Here is a 17,127-nt window from a genome sequence, read left to right on the forward strand (position 1 = left end):
TTGATCAAGAGGTTTGCGTCGACCGGAGTCCGCTCCGGCGACGCAAACCTCTTGATCGTTTCAGCGGCCCGTCAGGGTGTCAGCGGCCGGAGCAGGTGAGGGTGGGCAGGGTGTTGGCGCCGGTGGTGGTCGCGGTGAAGCCGAACGTGGTGGTGCCCTCGGGGGCGATCGTGCCGTTCCAGGCCGCGTTGGCGACCGTCACCGCCGATCCGGAGGAGCTCACCGTGCCGTTCCAGAGGCTGCTGATCGACTGACCGCTGGGCCACGTCCAGCTGGCCACCCAGCCGCCGTACGTCCGGGCGCTGTGATTCATGATCATGACCTCGCCCTGGAACCCGCCGGGCCAGGAGTTGAGCACCTTGTAGACCGCCATGCAGTCGCCGCCCGGCGGCGGCGTGGTCGGACTGGGCGGCGGGGTGGTGGGCGAGGGCGGGGGAGTGGTCGGGCCGGGCGGCGGCGTGGTGGGGCTCGGCGGAGGCGTCGTGCCACCGCCGGAACCGACCCCGGTCACCTCGCCGTTGCCCCCGTCGAAGGTGACGTCCGAGCAGCCGAAGAAGTTCTCCTGGCTGTCCGAGCGGACCCAGCGGGAGTAGACGATGTGCCGCCCGCTCTTGCCGGAGGGCAGGTTGCCGCTGAAGTAGTAGTGCCCGTCGTTGGTGCCGACCGCGCCGCGCTGCGGCGGGTTGGTCACCGTCAGGAAGGGCTGCTCCTCCAGGTCGCTCCAGGCCAGCGGTCGGGTCGGGCTCCAACTGTCCTTCGTGACGTAGAAGTAGAACGTGCCCGGGTGGTGGGCCCAGTTGCTGTAGCGGAAGTCCAGCCGCGCCCCGGCGGTCAGGTGGGTCACCGGCCAGTCGGTGCGGGCCAGGTCGTACCCGGCGAAACCGGGGTTGCCGCCGCTGCACAGCTTGCCGTCGGGGATGAAGCCGACGGTCCGGCCGCCGGCGTCCGAGCGGAGCACGCTGAACCAGTTGTAGAGGGAGTTGGCGCCGCTCTGCGCGACCGCCGCCGAGCAGGCCGGGTTGACCGGCCTGATCTCGCCGGTCGGGCTGAGGCCGTCCTTCCAGCACAGGTAGGTCCGGCTGCCCGGAGTCATCGCCGCGCCGTGCGCGGCGGCCGGATCTGGACCGGAGGTCAGGGCGACGGCGCCCAGGGCGAGGGTGGCGGCCGCGGTGAGCAGCGCGGCCGTACGGGAACGGATCACGAGGTTCTCCTGACCCGCGGGGCGGCGCGACGGCCGGCCCCGCTGTGACGAGCGGATGCGACGATCGCGGCGCCACGGCCGGCGGCCCGGGAGTCGGGAGGGCCGGATGGCCGCGCACCGCCCTCGGTCCGCGTCCCGCGGACCGGTGCCCTCGCGTCGGCTCCAGCTCGGCGCCGGTGGTGCGGCAGCCCCCGCACCGACCCGGCACGCGTCATCCCACCACGCCCCGGCGACCCCGCGCAATAGTCGTTGCTCGATACGTGGAGACGGGGCTTCGCGCCCGCCGTGGCGGGCACTGTGCCAGCCTGGTACGAAGCGACGGACGCTGGGAGGCGACGTGGGATACGCGGTGGTGCTCGGTGAGGCGTTGGTCGACCTGCTCGACGCCGAGTGCGAGGGCCGGCCGGTCTTCCGGCAGGAGATCGGCGGTGGCCCGCTCAACGTCGCCGTCGGGGTGTCCCGGCTCGGCGGCGCGGCCGAGTTCGTCGGGTCGTTCGGCGACGACGTGCTGGCCGGCCGGATCCGCGCCTTCCTCGCCGACGCCGGCGTTGGGCTGGCCGGCGCCGTCGCCGTCGGGGTGCCCACCACCCTCGCGGTCACCACGCATGCCGGGGCCGAGCCCGACTTCCGCTTCTACGGCGAGCCGCCCTCGTACGGCCTGCTCACCGCCGACAGTCTGGACCTGGCCCTGATCGAGGGCGCCGACGTGCTCTACTGCGGGTCGATCGTGCTGCTCTGCCCGCCGGTGCTCGCCGCCGCGCGGCATGCGTGGTCGCTCGCCACCGGCCTGCGGGTGTTCGACCCCAACGTGCGGCCCCGGCTGCTGGACGGGCCGTCGACGCTGGACGGGCTGCGGGAGGTGGTCGCGGAGTTCGCCGCCGGGGCGCACCTGGTCAAGCTGAGCGAGGCCGACGCCGCGCTGCTCTACCCGCGCGAGCCGGTCGAGGGGGTCGCGGCGTACCTGCGCGAGCTGGGGGCGGGCACCGTCGTGGTCACCCTCGGCGCGGACGGCGCGATCGTCGCGGCCGGCCCCGACCCGGTACGCGTGCCCGCGCCGAAGGTGCGCGCGGTCGACGCCACCGGCGCGGGCGACTCGGTGATGGCGGCGCTCATCGCCGACCTGCTGGTCGACGGGGAGCCGGCCGAGCCGACCGAGTGGCACCAGCGGGTGGCGTTCGCGCTGCGGGTCGCCGGCCTGGTCTGCGAGTCGCCCGGCGGCGCGGTGTCGATGCCCACCCGCGCCGAGGTGCTGGCCCGCTTCGTCGACTGAGCCGGCGTCAGGGGGTGCCGTTGAGTTCGGCGTACCCGCGGCGGGCGGCGATCAGGGCGGGTCGGGCGCCGAAGGGCGCCTCGGCGGCGACCCGCTCCGGCGGGGCACTGCCGGTGTGGGCGGCGCGGATCAGCCAGGCCAGGTCGACCAGCTGGCGGTGCTGGGCCCGGACGAACTCGGCGTCGACCGGGTCGCCGTGCCCGGGCACGACCACCGTCGCGGGCGTGGTGAGCCGCAGCAGCTCGGCCACCGCGTCCGGCCACTGCAACGGGTACGAGTCCTCGAAGGCGGGCGGCCCGCTCTGCTCCACCAGGTCCCCGGCGACCAGCACGTCGGCGTCGGGCACGTGCACCACCAGGTCGGCGTCGGTGTGCCCGCGCCCCGGGTGACGCAGCACCACCCGGCGGCCCCCGACGTCGAGCACCGCCTCGGTGAGCACGGTGTGCGTCGGGGCGAGCAGCTCCGTTCCGGCCACCTCGGCGGCGAACTCCGGCCGCTCGCCCCGCAGCTCCTCGTACGCCTCCCGGCGCAGCGCGTCCGGCCGCTCGCGCAGCGCGGCGGCGGCCAGCTCGTGGGCGTACACCGGGCGGGGCGGGTCGGCGGCGAGGGTGGCGTTGCCGAAGCAGTGGTCGTAGTGGTGGTGGGTGTTGACCAGCGTCCACGGGTGGCCGGTGACCGCCCGGGCCGCCGCGGCCAGCTCGGTGGCCTGCCCGGCGGTGGAGAGGCTGTCCACCAGCAACGCCTCCCCGTCACCGACGACCAGGGTGACGTTGACGTCGAGCACCGGCTCGCGCAGCACGTGGACCCGGTCGGCGACCTCCACGAACCGGAGGGTCATGACACCCGCGCCGCACGCGCCACGAAGCGCTGCCGGTCGACCAGCGCCCGCTCCACCCGACCCTCCGCCACCGTCTCGCCACCGTCGGTGACCGTCACCTCGAACACCAGCCGCCGCCCGGCGACCTCGGCCAGCCGGGCCTGCGCCACCACCGTCCGCCCGACCGGCGTCGCCGCGCGGTGCTCCAGCTCCACCCGGCTGCCCACGGTCGTCGAGCCGGCCGGCAGGTGGGTGGCGGTGGCCGCGACGGTGGCCGCCTCGGCGAGGGCGAGCAACCGGGGCGTGCCGAGCACCGGCACGTCGCCGGAGCCCACCGCCTGCGCGGTGTCGGCGTCGGTGACGGTCAGCTCGACCCGGGCGGTCAGCCCGGTCGGGAAGGGGGTGTCCGACTGCTCCTGCATGGGCTCAGCGTAGGTGTTCGGCGGGTGCCCCGGCCACGACGACGGCGAACCGGACCACCCGCCGCCGGGCGGCCGGCGCGGCGGCCCGCGGTGGCCGGGCGGGGCATGGGAGGCAGCCGGCCCGGTGGTCCCCGTGAGCCGCCGTTAACCTTGACCGCGATGGCCGTCGTGACTGACCCCCAGCCCCCCGCCCCCACCGGACCGACCGCGTCCGCCGACGGCGGGCGTCGCCGCGTGATCGCGATGGCGGTCTGGGGCGCCGCCTTCGTCGTCGCCTGGCTGGCCATCGGCCTGCCGACCGACCCGGCGTACGCGTTCGTCTGGATCTGGGCGGCGACGATCGCCTGGAACTCGTCCCGCCCGTGGCGCAGCCACCTGCACTTCGCCCGGGACTGGGTGCCGGTGGTGCTGCTGCTGGCCGCGTACAACCTCTCCCGGGGCTTCGCCGACAACGGGGCGACCCCGCACGCCTACGAGTTGATCGTCGCCGACCGGGTGATGTTCGGCTGGGCCACCGGCGGCGAGGTGCCGACGGTCTGGCTCCAGGAGCACCTCTACCGGCCCGACGTGCACTGGTGGGACGTCCTGGCCAGCTGGGTCTACTTCTCCCACTTCGTGGTGGCGCTGGCCGCCGCCGCGGTGCTCTGGTTGCGCGACCGGGGCCGGTGGGCGGCGTTCATGCGGCGCTGGGGGTTCCTCTGCGCCTCCGGGCTGGTCACCTACTTCGTCTACCCGGCCGCTCCGCCCTGGTGGGCGGCGCAGAACGGCCTGCTCACCGAGGTCGCCCGGATCTCCACCCGGGGCTGGAAGGCGTTCGGCATGCACGGCGCCGGCAACCTGCTCAACGCCGGGCAGATCGCCAGCAACCCGGTCGCCGCGATGCCGTCGCTGCACACCGCGTTCGCCCTGTTCGTCGTGCTGTTCTTCCTCCGGGCCACCCGGAAGCGGTGGTGGCCGCTGCTGCTGGCGTACCCGCTGGCGATGACCTTCACCCTGGTCTACTGCGGCGAGCACTACGTGATCGACGTGCTGGTCGGCTGGGCGTACGTGGGGATGACCTTCCTGGTGGTCGGGCTCGCCGAGCGCTGGTGGGCGGCCCACCGGGCCCGCCGCCAGCTGGCGGCCCCGCCGACCACGGCCTCCCCGGCGGCGGTCTCCTCGGCCACGGCCGAGCCGGTCGCCGTCGAGCCGGTCGCCGTCGAGTCGACCGTCGCCGAGCCCGCCGGCGCGCCGGCCGGGCAGCCAGCGGAGCAGCGCGCCGCCCGCTGAGGCGGCAGCGAACGCGGCGCGCCTCTCGCCGGACCGTCAGCGGGGACGCGCCGCGCCACTCGCCGGATCGTCAGCGGGGAACGGGCCGCGGCACTCGCCGGATCGTCAGCGGGGGCGCCGTGCGGCGTGCGCCCGGGCGATCAGCTCCGCGGCGAGCGCCCACGCCTCGGTCAGGTCCCGGTCGTGCGCCGCGGCGCCCGAACCGCCCGCGGTGTCGGCGTGCACCGTCGCCAGCCGCAGCCGCCGCTGCGCCGGCCCCTGCACCACCCGCACGCTCTGGATCCGGGCGTACGGCACGATCGCCAGCTGCCGGGTCAGCAGACCGGAGCGGACGGCGAAGACGCGCTCGCCCAACCCGGCGCCGAGCGCCCGCACGCTGAGCGGTCGCAGCCAGCGGGCCCGGGCCGGCGGGGGCGTCAGCGGCAGGGCGGTCAGCCGCACCCCGGGCAGCACCTCGGCGACGATCTCCTCGCCGGTACGCAGGTCGCCGACGGGCAGCAGCCGGTCCGGCCGGTTCCGGTCGTCCTGCTCGCCACCGGAGTAGCCGGCCACCTCCAGCCGCAGCCGCAGCCAGCCCTTCATCCGCCAGAGCAGCGGCCAGGTCACCCCGACCGTCTGCACCCGGTCCAGCGGCACGGTCTGCACCCGGGTCTCCAGCAGGCCGTTGCGGACGCGCAGGCGGTCCTCCTCACGGTCCAGCCGGAAGCTCCAGTCGTCGAGCACCCGGCGGACCGGTTGCAGGATCACGCCGGCCATCGCGGTCAGCGTGCTGGCCACCGCGATGAACGACCAGGAGCCCTCGGAGAGGAACTGGGCCGCCACGAAGACCAGGCCGAACGGGAGCAGGAACGCCTGCGGGGTGAGCAGCTGGCTGACCAGCAGGTCGGTGTTGCGGACGGCGTGCAGCGGCCGGCCGGCCGGCTCCGGTGGCACCCCGGCGCGTTCGGCGGCCGGCGCGACCTCCCCGCCGGCGGCCCGACCCGCCACGGCGAGCAGCCGCTGCCGCAACGCCGCCGCCTCGGCCACGCCGAGGTACGCCAGCGGCGCCTCGGTCTTGCCGCCGCCCACCACCTCCAGCCGCAGCTCGGCCAGGCCGGTGAGCTGGGCGAGCAGCGGCCGTACCACCTCCACGGCCTGCAACCGCTCCAGCGGGATCGCCCGGGTACGCCGCCAGAGCAGCCCCTCGTGCACCCGCAGTTCCCGCCCGACGATGTGGTAGCCGGTGTTCCACCAGCTGATCACCGCCAGCACCGTCGCGCCCAGCGCCAGCACCACCACCATCACGGCGAACACCCCGAAGCCCACCCGGGACAGGGTCGACCAGGACAGGCCCGCGATCACCACGACCAGCGACTTCGCGCCGTGCAGCACCGGGCTGAGCGGGTGCAGTCGCTGCCGCGGCTCCTCCCCGGCCGGGCCGGGCACGGGGGCGTACCCGGGTGTGCCGGGCGGCGGGGCGTGGGCGGGCGAGCCGGGCGCGGGGCCGTTGCCCACGGGCACGGGACCGTATCCGGGCGGCGAACCGTATCCGGGCGGCGCGGGCGCCGGGCCGGGTCCGGGTGGTCCGGGTGCCGGGCCGGGCGTCGGTCGGCCGGAGGTGGAGCCGTATTCGGGGTGGCCCGATGTCGGACCGTGCTCCGGTGGGCCGGACGTAGGGCCGTGGACCGGCGGGCCGGACGTCGGGCTGTGTGCCGGCGGGCCGGAGACCGCACCGTGCAGCGGCGGGCCGGACGTCGGGCTGTGCGCCGGTGGGCCGGAGACGGGGGTGTGTCCGGGTGGGTTGGAGACCGGCTCGGGTCCGGGTGGGCCGGCCGGTGCGGACGGCTCCGACGGGGCCGGCGCGGGGCCGGTGTCGGGCCGGACCGGTTCCGGCCCGCGCGGCCCGTCGTTCACAGCCCCTCCGCGCGGTCTTCGCCCAGCGCGGTGAGCCGGTCGCGCAGCCGGGCCGCCTCCTCCGGCCGCAGGCCGGGCACCCGGGCGTCGCTGGCTGCGGCGGCGGTGTGCAGCTGCACGGTGGCCAGGCGGAACGCCCGCTCCAGCGGCCCGGCGCTGACGTCGACGAACTGCATCCGCGAGTACGGCACGATGGAGAGCCGCCGGACCAGCAGCCCGTGCCGGACCAGCAGGTCGTTCTCGCGCTCGGCGTAGCCCCAGGCGTGGACGGCCCGGACGATCGCCACCGCCCGCCAGGTGCCGAGCAGCAGCACCAGCCCGATCGCGACGCCGAAGGCCCAGTGACCGCTGAGCGCCCAGCCGAGGCCGAGACCGGCCAGCACCACGGCCAGCACCATCGCGAGCCGGAGCAGTTCCACCCAGATCAGGTCGCCGGAGATCCGCTGCCACCGGACGGTGTCCGGCCAGGGTTCCAGGGCGCTGACCGGACGCTGAGGTGGCTCGGCGCCGTTCACCGGGACGATCCGCTCTGCGCGCTCACCGTTCGAGCGTATGCGATCCCGGCAGTGGTGCGACCTCGCGCAGGAAGCCGCGCGCGTCGAGGAAGTCGCCGAGGGACGTCCGGTGCTGCGGGCAGGCCAACCAGGTCTTGCGCCGCTCGGGGTCGTGCAGGCGGGGATTGTTCCAGCGCAGCGCCCAGACGGCGGGAGCGCGACAGCCACGGGCCGAACAGATCGGTGCCTCGTCGGCGGTGCTGGAGTCGGTCACCCGGGGCAGTCTAGGCCGGGGTGCCGGAAGTTTGAGCGCCGGGCGACCACGGGGGGAGCCGCCCGGCGACGGGGTGAATCGTACACGCGCCGGACCCCTGTGTGTCCACCCTCGTTCAGCGATTCGGCGAACGGGACGGCGCGGCGGAAATCGGCTTCTCCCTCCATCGGCTCTCAGCCAGGCATGGGAGTCTTGGTACGCACCACGCCGCGACGACCGATCATGCTGTGGAGGACCGGTGGCCCAGCCGACCACGCCCGACGCCCCGACCCCGAACGGGTCGGCCCCCGAGACGCCCACGCCGGTGAGCACACCGGTGAGCACGCCGGCGGAGGATGCCAGCCTGCTGGAACGGGCGCTGTTCGAGATCAAACGGGTCATCGTCGGCCAGGACCGGATGGTGGAGCGGATGTTCGTCGCGCTCCTCGCCCGGGGTCACTGCCTGCTGGAGGGCGTACCCGGGGTGGCCAAGACGCTGGCGGTGGAGACCCTGGCCAAGGTGGTCGGCGGCGACTTCGCCCGGGTGCAGTTCACCCCGGACCTGGTCCCCGCCGACATCATGGGCACCCGGATCTACCGGCAGTCCAGCGAGAAGTTCGACGTGGAGCTGGGCCCGGTCTTCGTCAACTTCCTCCTCGCCGACGAGATCAACCGGGCCCCGGCGAAGGTGCAGTCCGCGCTGCTGGAGGTGATGAGCGAGCGGCAGGTCTCCATCGGCGGCGAGACGCACCGGGTGCCGAACCCGTTCCTGGTGATGGCCACCCAGAACCCGATCGAGCAGGAGGGCGTCTACCCGCTGCCGGAGGCGCAGCGGGACCGCTTCCTGATGAAGATCGTGGTCGGCTACCCGACCGACGCCGAGGAGCGCGAGATCGTCTACCGGATGGGCGTCGCCCCGCCGGAGCCGGCGCAGGTCTTCACCTCCGACGACCTGATCGCCCTGCAGCAGAAGGCCGACCAGGTCTTCGTGCACAACGCGCTGGTCGACTACGCGGTCCGGCTGGTGCTGGCCACCCGTACCCCGGCCGAGCACGGGATGCCCGACGTCGCCCGGCTCATCCAGTACGGCGCCAGCCCGCGCGCCTCGCTCGGCCTGGTCCGGGCCACCCGGGCGCTGGCCCTGCTGCGCGGCCGCGACTACGCGCTGCCCCAGGACGTGCAGGACATCGCGCCGGACATCCTCCGGCACCGGCTGGTGCTCAGCTACGACGCGCTCGCCGACGACGTGCCCGCCGACCATGTGGTGCACCGGGTCATGTCGACGATCCCGCTGCCCTCGGTGGCGCCCCGCCAGCAGGCGACCCCGGTGCCGCCGGTCAGCGCGCCGCCCGGCGCCGGCTGGCCCGGGCAGCGGCCGTGACCTCACCCGTGCGCCCGCCCGACGCCGGCGGCGAGCGGACCGAGGCGGTGCTGTCCCGGTTGCAGCTGCTGGTCACCCGCAAGCTCGACGGCCTGCTCCAGGGCGACTACGCCGGACTGCTGCCCGGCCCGGGCAGCGAGGCGGGGGAGTCGCGGGAGTACCGGCCCGGCGACGACGTACGCCGGATGGACTGGCCGGTCACCGCCCGGACCACCATGCCGCACGTGCGGCGGACGGTGGCCGACCGGGAGCTGGAGACCTGGCTCGCGGTGGACCTGTCGGCGAGCCTCGACTTCGGCACCGGGCGCTGGCTCAAGCGGGAGGTGGTGATCGCCGCGACCGCCGCCCTGACCCACCTGACCGTGCGCGGCGGCAACCGGATCGGCGCGGTGATCGGCACCGGCGCGGAGACCGCGGCGCCCGCCGGCCGTTGGCGCGCCGCCCCGCCGCCGCCCGTCGGGCCGGGCGTGCTCACCCGGGTGCCGGCCCGCTCGGGTCGCCGGGAGGCGCACGCGTTGCTGCGGGCCGTCGCGCACACCCCGGTCCGACCCGGGCGCAGCGACCTGGGCGCGCTGATCGACCTGCTCAACCGCCCGCCACGACGGCGGGGCCTGGCGGTGGTGATCTCGGACTTCCTCGCGCCGCCGCAGCAGTGGGGCCGGCCGCTGCGTAAGCTGCGGGTCCGGCACGACGTGCTGGCGATCGAGGTGGTCGACCCGCGCGAGTTGGAGCTGCCGGACGTGGGGGTGCTGCCGGTGGTCGACCCGGAGACCGGGGAGCTGCACGAGGTGCAGACCGCCGATCCCCGGCTGCGCCGGCGGTACGCCGAGGCGGCGGCCGCCCAGCGCGAGGCGATCGCCACCGAGCTGCGCGCCGCCGGCGCCGGGCACCTGCGCCTGCGTACCGATCGAGACTGGCTGCTGGACATGGTGCGATTCGTGGCCGCGCAGCGGCACGCCCGCACCCGGGGGACGACGCGATGATCCGTTTTCTGCAACCGTGGTGGCTGCTGGCCCTGCTGCCGGTGCTGGCCCTCGCCGCGCTCTACGTCTGGCGGCAGCGCCACCGCCGGGCGTACGCGATGCGGTTCACCAACGTGGACCTGTTGCGGACCCTGGCGCCGAAGGGCCTGGGCTGGCGGCGGCACGCCGCGGCCACCGCGTTCCTGCTCGCCCTGGTGGCGCTGGCCGCGGGAATGGCCCGGCCGGCGGTGGACACCCGGGAGCCCCTGGAGCGGGCCACCGTCATGCTGGCGATCGACGTCTCACTGTCCATGCAGGCCGACGACGTGGCGCCGAACCGGTTGGAGGCCGCGCAGGAGGCGGCGAAGCAGTTCGTCGGGGAGCTGCCGGAGAGCTACAACCTCGGGCTGGTCTCCTTCGCCAAGTCGGCGAACGTGCTGGTCGCCCCCACCAAGGACCGGGAGGCGGTGACGGCGGCGATCGACGGGCTGACCCTGGCCGAGGCGACCGCCACCGGCGAGGCGGTCTTCACCTGCCTGGAGGCGATCCGCTCGGTCCCGGCCGACGGCACGGCCGGCATTCCGCCGGCCCGGATCGTGCTGCTCTCCGACGGCTTCCGCACGTCGGGCCGGTCGGTGGAGGAGGCCGCCGCGGCGGCGCAGGCGGCCAACGTGCCGGTCTCGACCATCGCCTTCGGCACCGACTCGGGGCAGGTCGACATCAACGGCCAGCCGCAGCGGGTGCCGGTGGACCGGCTGGCGCTGGCGCAGCTTGCCGAGACCACCGAGGGCTACTTCTACGAGGCGGCCTCGGTCTCCGAGCTGAAGCAGGTCTACCAGGACATGGGCAGCTCGATCGGGTTCCGCACCGAGCCGCGCGAGATCACCCAGTGGTACGCGGGGGTGGCCCTGCTGCTCGCGCTCTGCGCCGGCGGGCTGAGCCTGCTCTGGTCGTCCCGGATGCTCTGAGACCCGTTCGGGGTGCGAGCGGGCGGGACGGGTGGCCGTACCGGCCGGCGGTGGTCAGTGACCGCCGCCGGCCAGGACGAAGACGACGGCCACCCAGACGGCGGCGAGGGTGAAGCCCAGCGGGGCGACGTAACGGCTCATGGACGGCTCCGGGTGGCGGCTGGACGGTCCGCGCGTGCGGGGGCGGACCGCAGGGGTTGAGCAGGACGCGCACACGAAGTCGTGACCGGGCGGCTCCACCGTGGGCCGTTCCTGGAGCGGGACGGCGCGGGCCGGCCACCCCGGCGGTGGCCGGAGCGGGCGGTGTGGGGAGCGGGAGCTGGGTCAGCTCACCAACTGAGTCGTGGCTCAGCGGGGCTGACGGAGGGCCCGGCCACGACTGGGAGGATCGCTATCTCGCACAGCGATCACCTCCTGCGGTCGGCGGGGCCCGGAACGCGGGCCGGATGCCGACCCGCAAACGCCGATCATCGTACAACGGGGACGCTGCCGCCGCGCACCCGGCCGAGCGTCCGGACCGACCCGGCCGAAGGGTCGGCGAGGAGGGGCCGTGCAGGGCGTCCGGACCCCTCGGGCAGGGTCCCGGGCGGTCCGGGCGTTAGCGCTTACCTGTCGGTAACGCCTAGGCTCCGACCGACGCAGAGATCAGTTGAGCAGAGGGGGACCCGTGGCCCGTACCGTGCTGGTGACCGGCGGCAACCGGGGGATCGGCCTGGCCATCGCGCAGGCGTTCGCCAAGCAGGGCGACCGGGTGGCGGTGACCCACCGCAGCGGCGACGCCCCGGCCGGGCTCTTCGGCGTCCGGTGTGACGTCACCGACGCCGCGTCGGTGGACGCGGCCTTCACCGCCGTCGAGGCGGAGCTGGGGCCGGTGGAGGTGCTGGTCGCCAACGCCGGCATCACCGACGACACGCTGCTGATGCGGATGTCCGAGGAGCAGTTCACCGGCGTGCTGGACACCAACCTCACCGGCACCTTCCGCTGCGCCAAGCGGGCGTCGACGAAGATGCTCCGGGCGAAGTGGGGCCGGATGATCTTCATCTCCTCGGTGGTCGGCCTCTACGGCGGCGTCGGTCAGGTCAACTACGCGGCCAGCAAGGCCGGCCTGGTGGGCGTGGCCCGCTCGATCACCCGCGAGCTGGGCAGCCGCAACATCACCGCCAACGTGGTCGCCCCCGGCTTCATCGACACCGACATGACCGCCAAGCTGCCCGACGAGCGTCGCGCCGAGTACCGCAAGGCCATCCCGGCCGGCCGGTTCGCCGAGCCGGACGAGGTCGCGGGTGTGGTCACCTGGCTGGCCTCGGACGCCGCCGGCTACATCTCCGGCGCCGTCATCCCGGTCGACGGCGGCCTGGGCATGGGCCACTGACGACCGCCCCACCCGAGAAAACGTACGGAGGAACCCCCGAATGTCCGGACTGCTCGCCGGTAAGCGGCTGCTGGTCACCGGTGTCATCACCGACGCCTCGATCGCCTTCTCGGTGGCGAAGCTCGCCCAGGAGAACGGCGCGCAGGTCGTGCTCACCGGCTACGGCCGGCTCTCCCTGGTCGAGCGGATCGCCAAGCGGCTGCCCGAGCCGGCCCCGGTGATCGAGCTGGACGTGACGAACCCGGAGCACCTGGCCGGCCTGGCCGACAAGGTGCGCGAGCACGTCGACGGCCTGGACGGGGTGGTGCACTCGATCGGGTTCGCCCCGCAGAGCTGCCTCGGCGGCGGCTTCCTCGACGCCCCCTGGGAGGACGTGGCCACGGCGCTGCAGGTCTCCACGTACTCGTACAAGTCGCTGGCCATGGCGGCGCTGCCGCTGATGTCCTCCGGCGGCGCCGTGGTCGGGCTCACCTTCGACGCCACCAAGGCGTGGCCGGTCTACGACTGGATGGGCGTGGCCAAGGCCGGCCTGGAGTCCGCCTCCCGCTACCTCGCCCTGCACCTGGGCAAGCAGGGCATCCGCAGCAACCTGGTCGCCGCGGGCCCGCTGCGTACCATCGCCGCCAAGTCGATCCCCGGCTTCGACCAGTTCGAGGACGCCTGGACCGAGCGCGCGCCGCTCGGCTGGAGCCTGACCGACCAGGAGCCGGCCGCCCGGGCCTGCCTGGCGCTGCTGTCCGACTGGTTCCCGGCCACCACCGGCGAGATCGTCCACGTCGACGGCGGCTACCACGCGATCGGCGCCTGAGCCACCGGCGCAGGCCGGTGCCCGCGGGGTGGCCGCCGGGCCGGCACGGCCGTCGGGGGAGAATGGGACCATGGCGTACGACGCATTGGTGTTGGTCTCCTTCGGCGGCCCGGAGCGCCCCGAGGACGTGCTGCCCTTCCTGCAGAACGTGACCCGGGGCCGGGGCGTGCCGCCGGAGCGGCTCGACGAGGTCGTCCAGCACTACCTGCACTTCGGCGGGGTCTCCCCGATCAACCAGCAGTGCCGCGAGCTGCTCGCCGCGATCCGGGCGGACTTCGCCGCGAACGGCGTCGACCTGCCGGTCTACTGGGGTAACCGCAACTGGGATCCGATGCTCGCCGACACGGTGGCGCGGATGCGCGACGACGGGGTCACCCGGGCGCTGGCCTTCGTCACCAGCGCGTACGGCGGCTACTCGTCCTGCAGGCAGTACCAGGAGGACATCGCCGCGGCCCGGGCCGCCGTCGGCGCGGACGCCCCGGTGATCGAGAAGCTGCGCCAGTTCTGGGACCACCCCGGCTTCGTCGAGCCGCACGTCGACGCGGTGCGGGCGGCGCTGGCCCAGCTCGACCCGGCGAAGCGGGACACCACCCGGGTGGTCTTCACCGCGCACTCCATCCCCGTCTCGGCGGCGGCCACCGCCGGCCCGCACGGCGGCCGGTACACCGCGCAGCTGGCGGAGGTCGCCCGGCTGGTGCACGCCGCCGCCGCGCCCGATCTGCCGTACGACCTGGTCTGGCAGAGCCGGTCCGGCCCGCCGCAGGTGCCGTGGCTGGAGCCGGACATCAACGACCACCTGACCGCGCTCGCCGAGTCCGGGGTGACCAGCGTCGTGGTCAGCCCGATCGGCTTCGTCTCCGACCACCTCGAGGTGGTCTGGGACCTGGACACCGAGGCGCTGGAGACGGCCAAGCGGCTCGGCCTGGACTTCGTCCGGGCGGGCACTCCCGGCACCGACCCGCGCTTCGTGGCGATGGTCCGCGAACTGGTGGCCGAGCGCACCACGCCCGACGGGGAGCGGCTGCGCCGCCGCCTCGGTGAGCTGCCGATGTGGGACACCTGTCCCACGCCGTGCTGCGTGCCGGCCGCCCGCCGCCCCTGAGACCACCCACTCCGACACCCCCTGGGAAGAGACGATGCAGGACCGCAAGCCGGTGCAGAGCTGGCTCACCGACATGGACGGCGTACTGGTGCACGAGGGCCAGCCCGTGCCCGGCGCCCCCGAGTTCGTCAAGCGGCTGCGCGCCTCCGGCAAGCCGTTCCTGGTGCTGACCAACAACTCGATCTACACCCCGCGGGACCTCCAGGCCCGGCTGGTCCGGATGGGACTCGACGTGCCGGAGGAGGCGATCTGGTCGTCGGCGCTGGCCACCGGCCAGTTCCTCGCCGACCAGCGGCCGGGCGGCACCGCGTACGTGATCGGCGAGGCCGGGCTGACCACGGCGCTGCACGCGGTCGGCTACGTGCTGACCGACTTCGCGCCGGACTACGTGGTGCTGGGGGAGACCCGCACCTACAGCTTCGAGGCGATCACCAAGGCGGTCCGGCTGATCAACGACGGGGCCCGGTTCATCTGCACCAACCCGGACGTCACCGGCCCGTCCGTGGAGGGCGCGCTGCCCGCCGCCGGCTCGGTGGCCGCGATGATCTCGAAGGCGACCGGGGTGGAGCCGTACTTCGTCGGCAAGCCCAACCCGATGATGATGCGCTCGGCGCTCAACACCATCAACGCGCACTCGGAGACCACCGCGATGATCGGCGACCGGATGGACACCGACATCCTCTGCGGCCTGGAGGCCGGGCTGGAGACCATCCTGGTGCTCACCGGGATCAGCAGCCGGGTCGAGGCCGAGCGCTACCCGTACCGGCCGTCGCGGATCGTCGACTCGGTCGCCGACCTCATCGACGAGATCTGACCGGCCGGCGCCGTGGGCCGGCCGCGCGCCGGCCGGGCGTCCGTCGCCCGTGCCGGGCGGCACGGGTACGCCGTCAGGGGCGCAGCGGAGCGTTGCAGGCGGCGACCAGCGCCTGCCGGCAGGCGGTGGTGAGCGGGCGCAGCGCGGCGTCGCGCTGCTGGGCCTCGTAGTTGTTGATCGCCCCGCCCGGCGCGCTGTGCCCGGCCAGGGCGAGCACCCGGTCCAGCACGGCCGCCCGGGCGAAGAGCCGCCGGGCGCGCGGGTCGAAGCCGGGCGGCAGGTCGGTGGCGCCGTCCGGACGGCGCAGCGCCGCGAGGGCCCCGGCCAGCTCGGGCCGCCACTGGGCCACGTCGAGCCGGGTCAGCGCGGCGGTCGTCTCGGCCAGCGCGGCGGCCAGCTCGGCCTCGGCCTCCGCCGCGCCGGGCGCCGCGAGCGACGCCTTCGGCGCGTCGGCCGGCAGCGGGTACACCCGCCAGAGCACGGTCTCCCAGGTCATCCCGGAACCGGACGTGTGCGTGCGCACCTCGGGGATCAGCCCCAGCGGCCCGGCGACCACCGCCTCGCCGGCGAGCAGCGCCGCGCCGGCGAAGTCGCCGGGGCCGGGCAGGCCGCGCGGGTCGCCGGGTGCGGGCAGCACCAACCGGATCTCGTCGGGCGAGAGCTTGGCCAGGCTGGGCAGCGCGTCGCGCAGCGGGACGTCGGTCCAGGTGCCGGGCGCGTCCGCGACCAGGTGCTCCTCGTCGCCGGCGATGGATTCGGCGACCTCGTCGTACGGCACCAGGCCGGCGCGCCAGGCGCGCACCCAGGCAACGAACCGGCTCGACCGGCGCGGGGCAAGGGTGGCCGCGCCCGTTGCGGGGGAGGACATGCCGAAAGGGTACGTGGTCCCCGCCTGCCCTGTCTCGACTGCCGCTCCGGCCGCGTCACCTGCCCCGAACTGCCCGCTTCGCCCCCGCCCGCCCGGCTGCGCCCCCGCCCTGGCGCTTCCTCGGAAACTGGGACCCGATCATGAGGAGCGCTGGGCAGGCGGGGCCGGGTTGCCACCGAGCGGGTGCGGCGGCGCGTCGGCGGGCGGCGCGCCGGGGCGGCGGTTAGTTTGATCGACATGGCGCGGCGATACGGCGAGGACGTGCTGGCGGGGGACTGGCGGCGGCGGAAGGTGACCCCGGAGGTCGACGCCGAGCCGGACCTGGTGGTCGAGGACGCCGACTCCGGCTTCTGTGGCGCGGTGGTCGGGTTCGAGTCCGGTGCGGTGGTGCTGGAGGACCGGCACGGCCGGCGGCGCAACTTCCCGCTGCTGCCGGCGGCGTTCCTGCTCGACGGCCGGCCGGTGACGCTGCGCCGTCCGACCCGTGCCCCGGTGCCGGCGGCCCGCCGGCGGACCGCCTCCGGGTCGATCGCGCTCGACAACGTCCGGGCGCAGGTGGCCAAGGCGAGCCGGATCTGGGTGGAGGGCGTGCACGACGCCGCCCTGGTGGAGCGGATCTGGGGTGACGACCTGCGGATCGAGGGCGTGGTGGTCGAGCCCCTGGACGGCATCGACGCCCTCGACGCCGAGGTGCGCGACTTCGGCCCCGGACCGACCCGGCGGCTCGGGGTGCTGGTCGACCACCTGGTGCCCGGCTCCAAGGAGAGCCGGATCGTGGCGAAGGTGACCTCGCCGCACGTGCTGGTCACCGGCCACCCGTACGTCGACGTCTGGCAGGCCGTGAAGCCCGCGGCGCTGGGCATCGCGGCGTGGCCGGTGGTGCCGCCGGGGCGGCCCTGGAAGGAAGGCGTCTGCGCGGCGCTCGGGGTGGCCGAGCCGGCGGACATGTGGCGGCACATCCTGTCCCGCGTCGACAGCTTCGCCGACGTGGAGACGCCGCTGATCAACGCGATGGAACGCCTGATCGACTTCGTCACCGAGCCCGGCTGACCACCTCCGCCACCGCCTTCCCGCGCCACCGCCCTTCCCGCGTCGCTGCGTTCCCCCGCCGCGCCGGCCGGAACGCTCACGGCGCGCCGCTCCTCCGGCCGGCCTGCTCGCGGCGCCTGGCCGGACCGTCGCGAGCGGTGCCGGATCAGCCGATGAGGGCCTGTTGGCGACGCTGTCGAGCTG

At 74.9% G+C, this 17,127-nt stretch carries 17 protein-coding genes; 10 read left to right on the forward strand and 7 right to left on the reverse strand.

Annotation, left to right across the window (positions count from 1 at the left end):
- Nucleotides 1–79: 79 nt before the first annotated feature.
- Entirely contained in the window at nucleotides 80–1,201 is a 1,122-nt protein-coding gene (locus FHX75_RS00185; protein ID WP_154936073.1) for a lytic polysaccharide monooxygenase auxiliary activity family 9 protein, read from the reverse strand.
- 337 nt (nucleotides 1,202–1,538) lie between these two features.
- On the opposite strand from FHX75_RS00185, the gene FHX75_RS00190 reads away from it, so the two are divergent.
- The gene (locus FHX75_RS00190) at nucleotides 1,539–2,471 is read left to right on the forward strand and encodes a carbohydrate kinase family protein (RefSeq protein WP_154936074.1); all 933 of its coding nucleotides are present in this window, start codon (nucleotides 1,539–1,541) and stop codon (nucleotides 2,469–2,471) included.
- Nucleotides 2,472–2,478: 7 nt separating this feature from the next.
- Here FHX75_RS00190 and FHX75_RS00195 read toward each other — a convergent pair whose 3' ends face one another.
- Both FHX75_RS00195 and FHX75_RS00200 read right to left on the reverse strand, forming a co-directional pair.
- On the reverse strand, nucleotides 2,479–3,309 hold the full coding sequence (locus tag FHX75_RS00195; protein ID WP_154936075.1) for an MBL fold metallo-hydrolase: 831 nt from the start codon (nucleotides 3,307–3,309) through the stop codon (nucleotides 2,479–2,481).
- Nucleotides 3,306–3,710, reverse strand: coding sequence for a thioesterase family protein (locus FHX75_RS00200; RefSeq protein WP_154936076.1), 405 nt, complete (start codon nucleotides 3,708–3,710; stop codon nucleotides 3,306–3,308). Before FHX75_RS00200 ends, FHX75_RS00195 begins: the two co-directional genes overlap by 4 nt.
- A 159-nt stretch (nucleotides 3,711–3,869) precedes the next feature.
- Between FHX75_RS00200 and FHX75_RS00205 the strand changes: the two genes are divergently transcribed.
- Nucleotides 3,870–4,979, forward strand: a complete 1,110-nt coding sequence (locus tag FHX75_RS00205) for a phosphatase PAP2 family protein (RefSeq protein ID WP_154936077.1) — start codon at nucleotides 3,870–3,872, stop codon at nucleotides 4,977–4,979.
- 105 nt (nucleotides 4,980–5,084) lie between these two features.
- On the opposite strand, the gene FHX75_RS00210 is transcribed toward FHX75_RS00205, so the two are convergent.
- From FHX75_RS00210 to FHX75_RS00220, 3 genes are all read right to left on the reverse strand, one after another.
- Complete coding sequence (locus FHX75_RS00210; protein ID WP_154938623.1) at nucleotides 5,085–6,404, reverse strand: PH domain-containing protein; 1,320 nt, start codon at nucleotides 6,402–6,404, stop codon at nucleotides 5,085–5,087.
- Between the two features lie 464 nt (nucleotides 6,405–6,868).
- Nucleotides 6,869–7,396, reverse strand: coding sequence for a PH domain-containing protein (locus FHX75_RS00215; protein WP_154938625.1), 528 nt, complete (start codon nucleotides 7,394–7,396; stop codon nucleotides 6,869–6,871).
- 13 nt (nucleotides 7,397–7,409) lie between these two features.
- Nucleotides 7,410–7,640, reverse strand: a complete 231-nt coding sequence (locus FHX75_RS00220; RefSeq protein WP_088961310.1) for a hypothetical protein — start codon at nucleotides 7,638–7,640, stop codon at nucleotides 7,410–7,412.
- A 238-nt stretch (nucleotides 7,641–7,878) separates the two neighbouring features.
- Between FHX75_RS00220 and FHX75_RS00225 the strand changes: the two genes are divergently transcribed.
- The 7 genes from FHX75_RS00225 to FHX75_RS00260 all read left to right on the forward strand — a co-directional run bounded on the left by FHX75_RS00225 (nucleotide 7,879) and on the right by FHX75_RS00260 (nucleotide 15,026).
- On the forward strand, nucleotides 7,879–9,000 hold the full coding sequence (locus FHX75_RS00225; protein ID WP_154936078.1) for an AAA family ATPase: 1,122 nt from the start codon (nucleotides 7,879–7,881) through the stop codon (nucleotides 8,998–9,000).
- Entirely contained in the window at nucleotides 8,979–9,983 is a 1,005-nt protein-coding gene (locus FHX75_RS00230) for a DUF58 domain-containing protein (protein ID WP_154938627.1), read from the forward strand. Before FHX75_RS00225 ends, FHX75_RS00230 begins: the two co-directional genes overlap by 22 nt.
- Nucleotides 9,980–10,930: a VWA domain-containing protein gene (locus FHX75_RS00235; protein ID WP_154936079.1), complete on the forward strand. Its 951-nt coding sequence runs from the start codon at nucleotides 9,980–9,982 to the stop codon at nucleotides 10,928–10,930. Before FHX75_RS00230 ends, FHX75_RS00235 begins: the two co-directional genes overlap by 4 nt.
- Before the next feature lie 667 nt (nucleotides 10,931–11,597).
- Complete coding sequence (fabG, locus tag FHX75_RS00245; RefSeq protein WP_154936081.1) at nucleotides 11,598–12,302, forward strand: beta-ketoacyl-ACP reductase; 705 nt, start codon at nucleotides 11,598–11,600, stop codon at nucleotides 12,300–12,302.
- A gap of 40 nt (nucleotides 12,303–12,342) precedes the next feature.
- Complete coding sequence (fabI, locus tag FHX75_RS00250) at nucleotides 12,343–13,110, forward strand: enoyl-ACP reductase FabI (protein ID WP_154936082.1); 768 nt, start codon at nucleotides 12,343–12,345, stop codon at nucleotides 13,108–13,110.
- 70 nt (nucleotides 13,111–13,180) lie between these two features.
- Nucleotides 13,181–14,212, forward strand: coding sequence for a ferrochelatase (locus FHX75_RS00255; RefSeq protein WP_154936083.1), 1,032 nt, complete (start codon nucleotides 13,181–13,183; stop codon nucleotides 14,210–14,212).
- A gap of 34 nt (nucleotides 14,213–14,246) precedes the next feature.
- Nucleotides 14,247–15,026 carry an HAD-IIA family hydrolase gene (locus tag FHX75_RS00260; protein ID WP_154936084.1) on the forward strand — a complete coding sequence of 260 codons (780 nt, stop codon included), beginning with the start codon at nucleotides 14,247–14,249 and terminating at the stop codon, nucleotides 15,024–15,026.
- Nucleotides 15,027–15,099: 73 nt separating this feature from the next.
- Here FHX75_RS00260 and FHX75_RS00265 read toward each other — a convergent pair whose 3' ends face one another.
- Nucleotides 15,100–15,894 carry a hypothetical protein gene (locus FHX75_RS00265; protein ID WP_154936085.1) on the reverse strand — a complete coding sequence of 265 codons (795 nt, stop codon included), beginning with the start codon at nucleotides 15,892–15,894 and terminating at the stop codon, nucleotides 15,100–15,102.
- A gap of 237 nt (nucleotides 15,895–16,131) precedes the next feature.
- On the opposite strand from FHX75_RS00265, the gene FHX75_RS00270 reads away from it, so the two are divergent.
- Entirely contained in the window at nucleotides 16,132–16,944 is an 813-nt protein-coding gene (locus FHX75_RS00270) for a DUF3097 domain-containing protein (protein ID WP_154936086.1), read from the forward strand.
- Nucleotides 16,945–17,127: the final 183 nt, after the last annotated feature.

Origin of the sequence: Micromonospora palomenae, from assembly GCF_007829925.1 — a bacterium.
Lineage (GTDB): Bacteria > Actinomycetota > Actinomycetes > Mycobacteriales > Micromonosporaceae > Micromonospora > Micromonospora purpureochromogenes.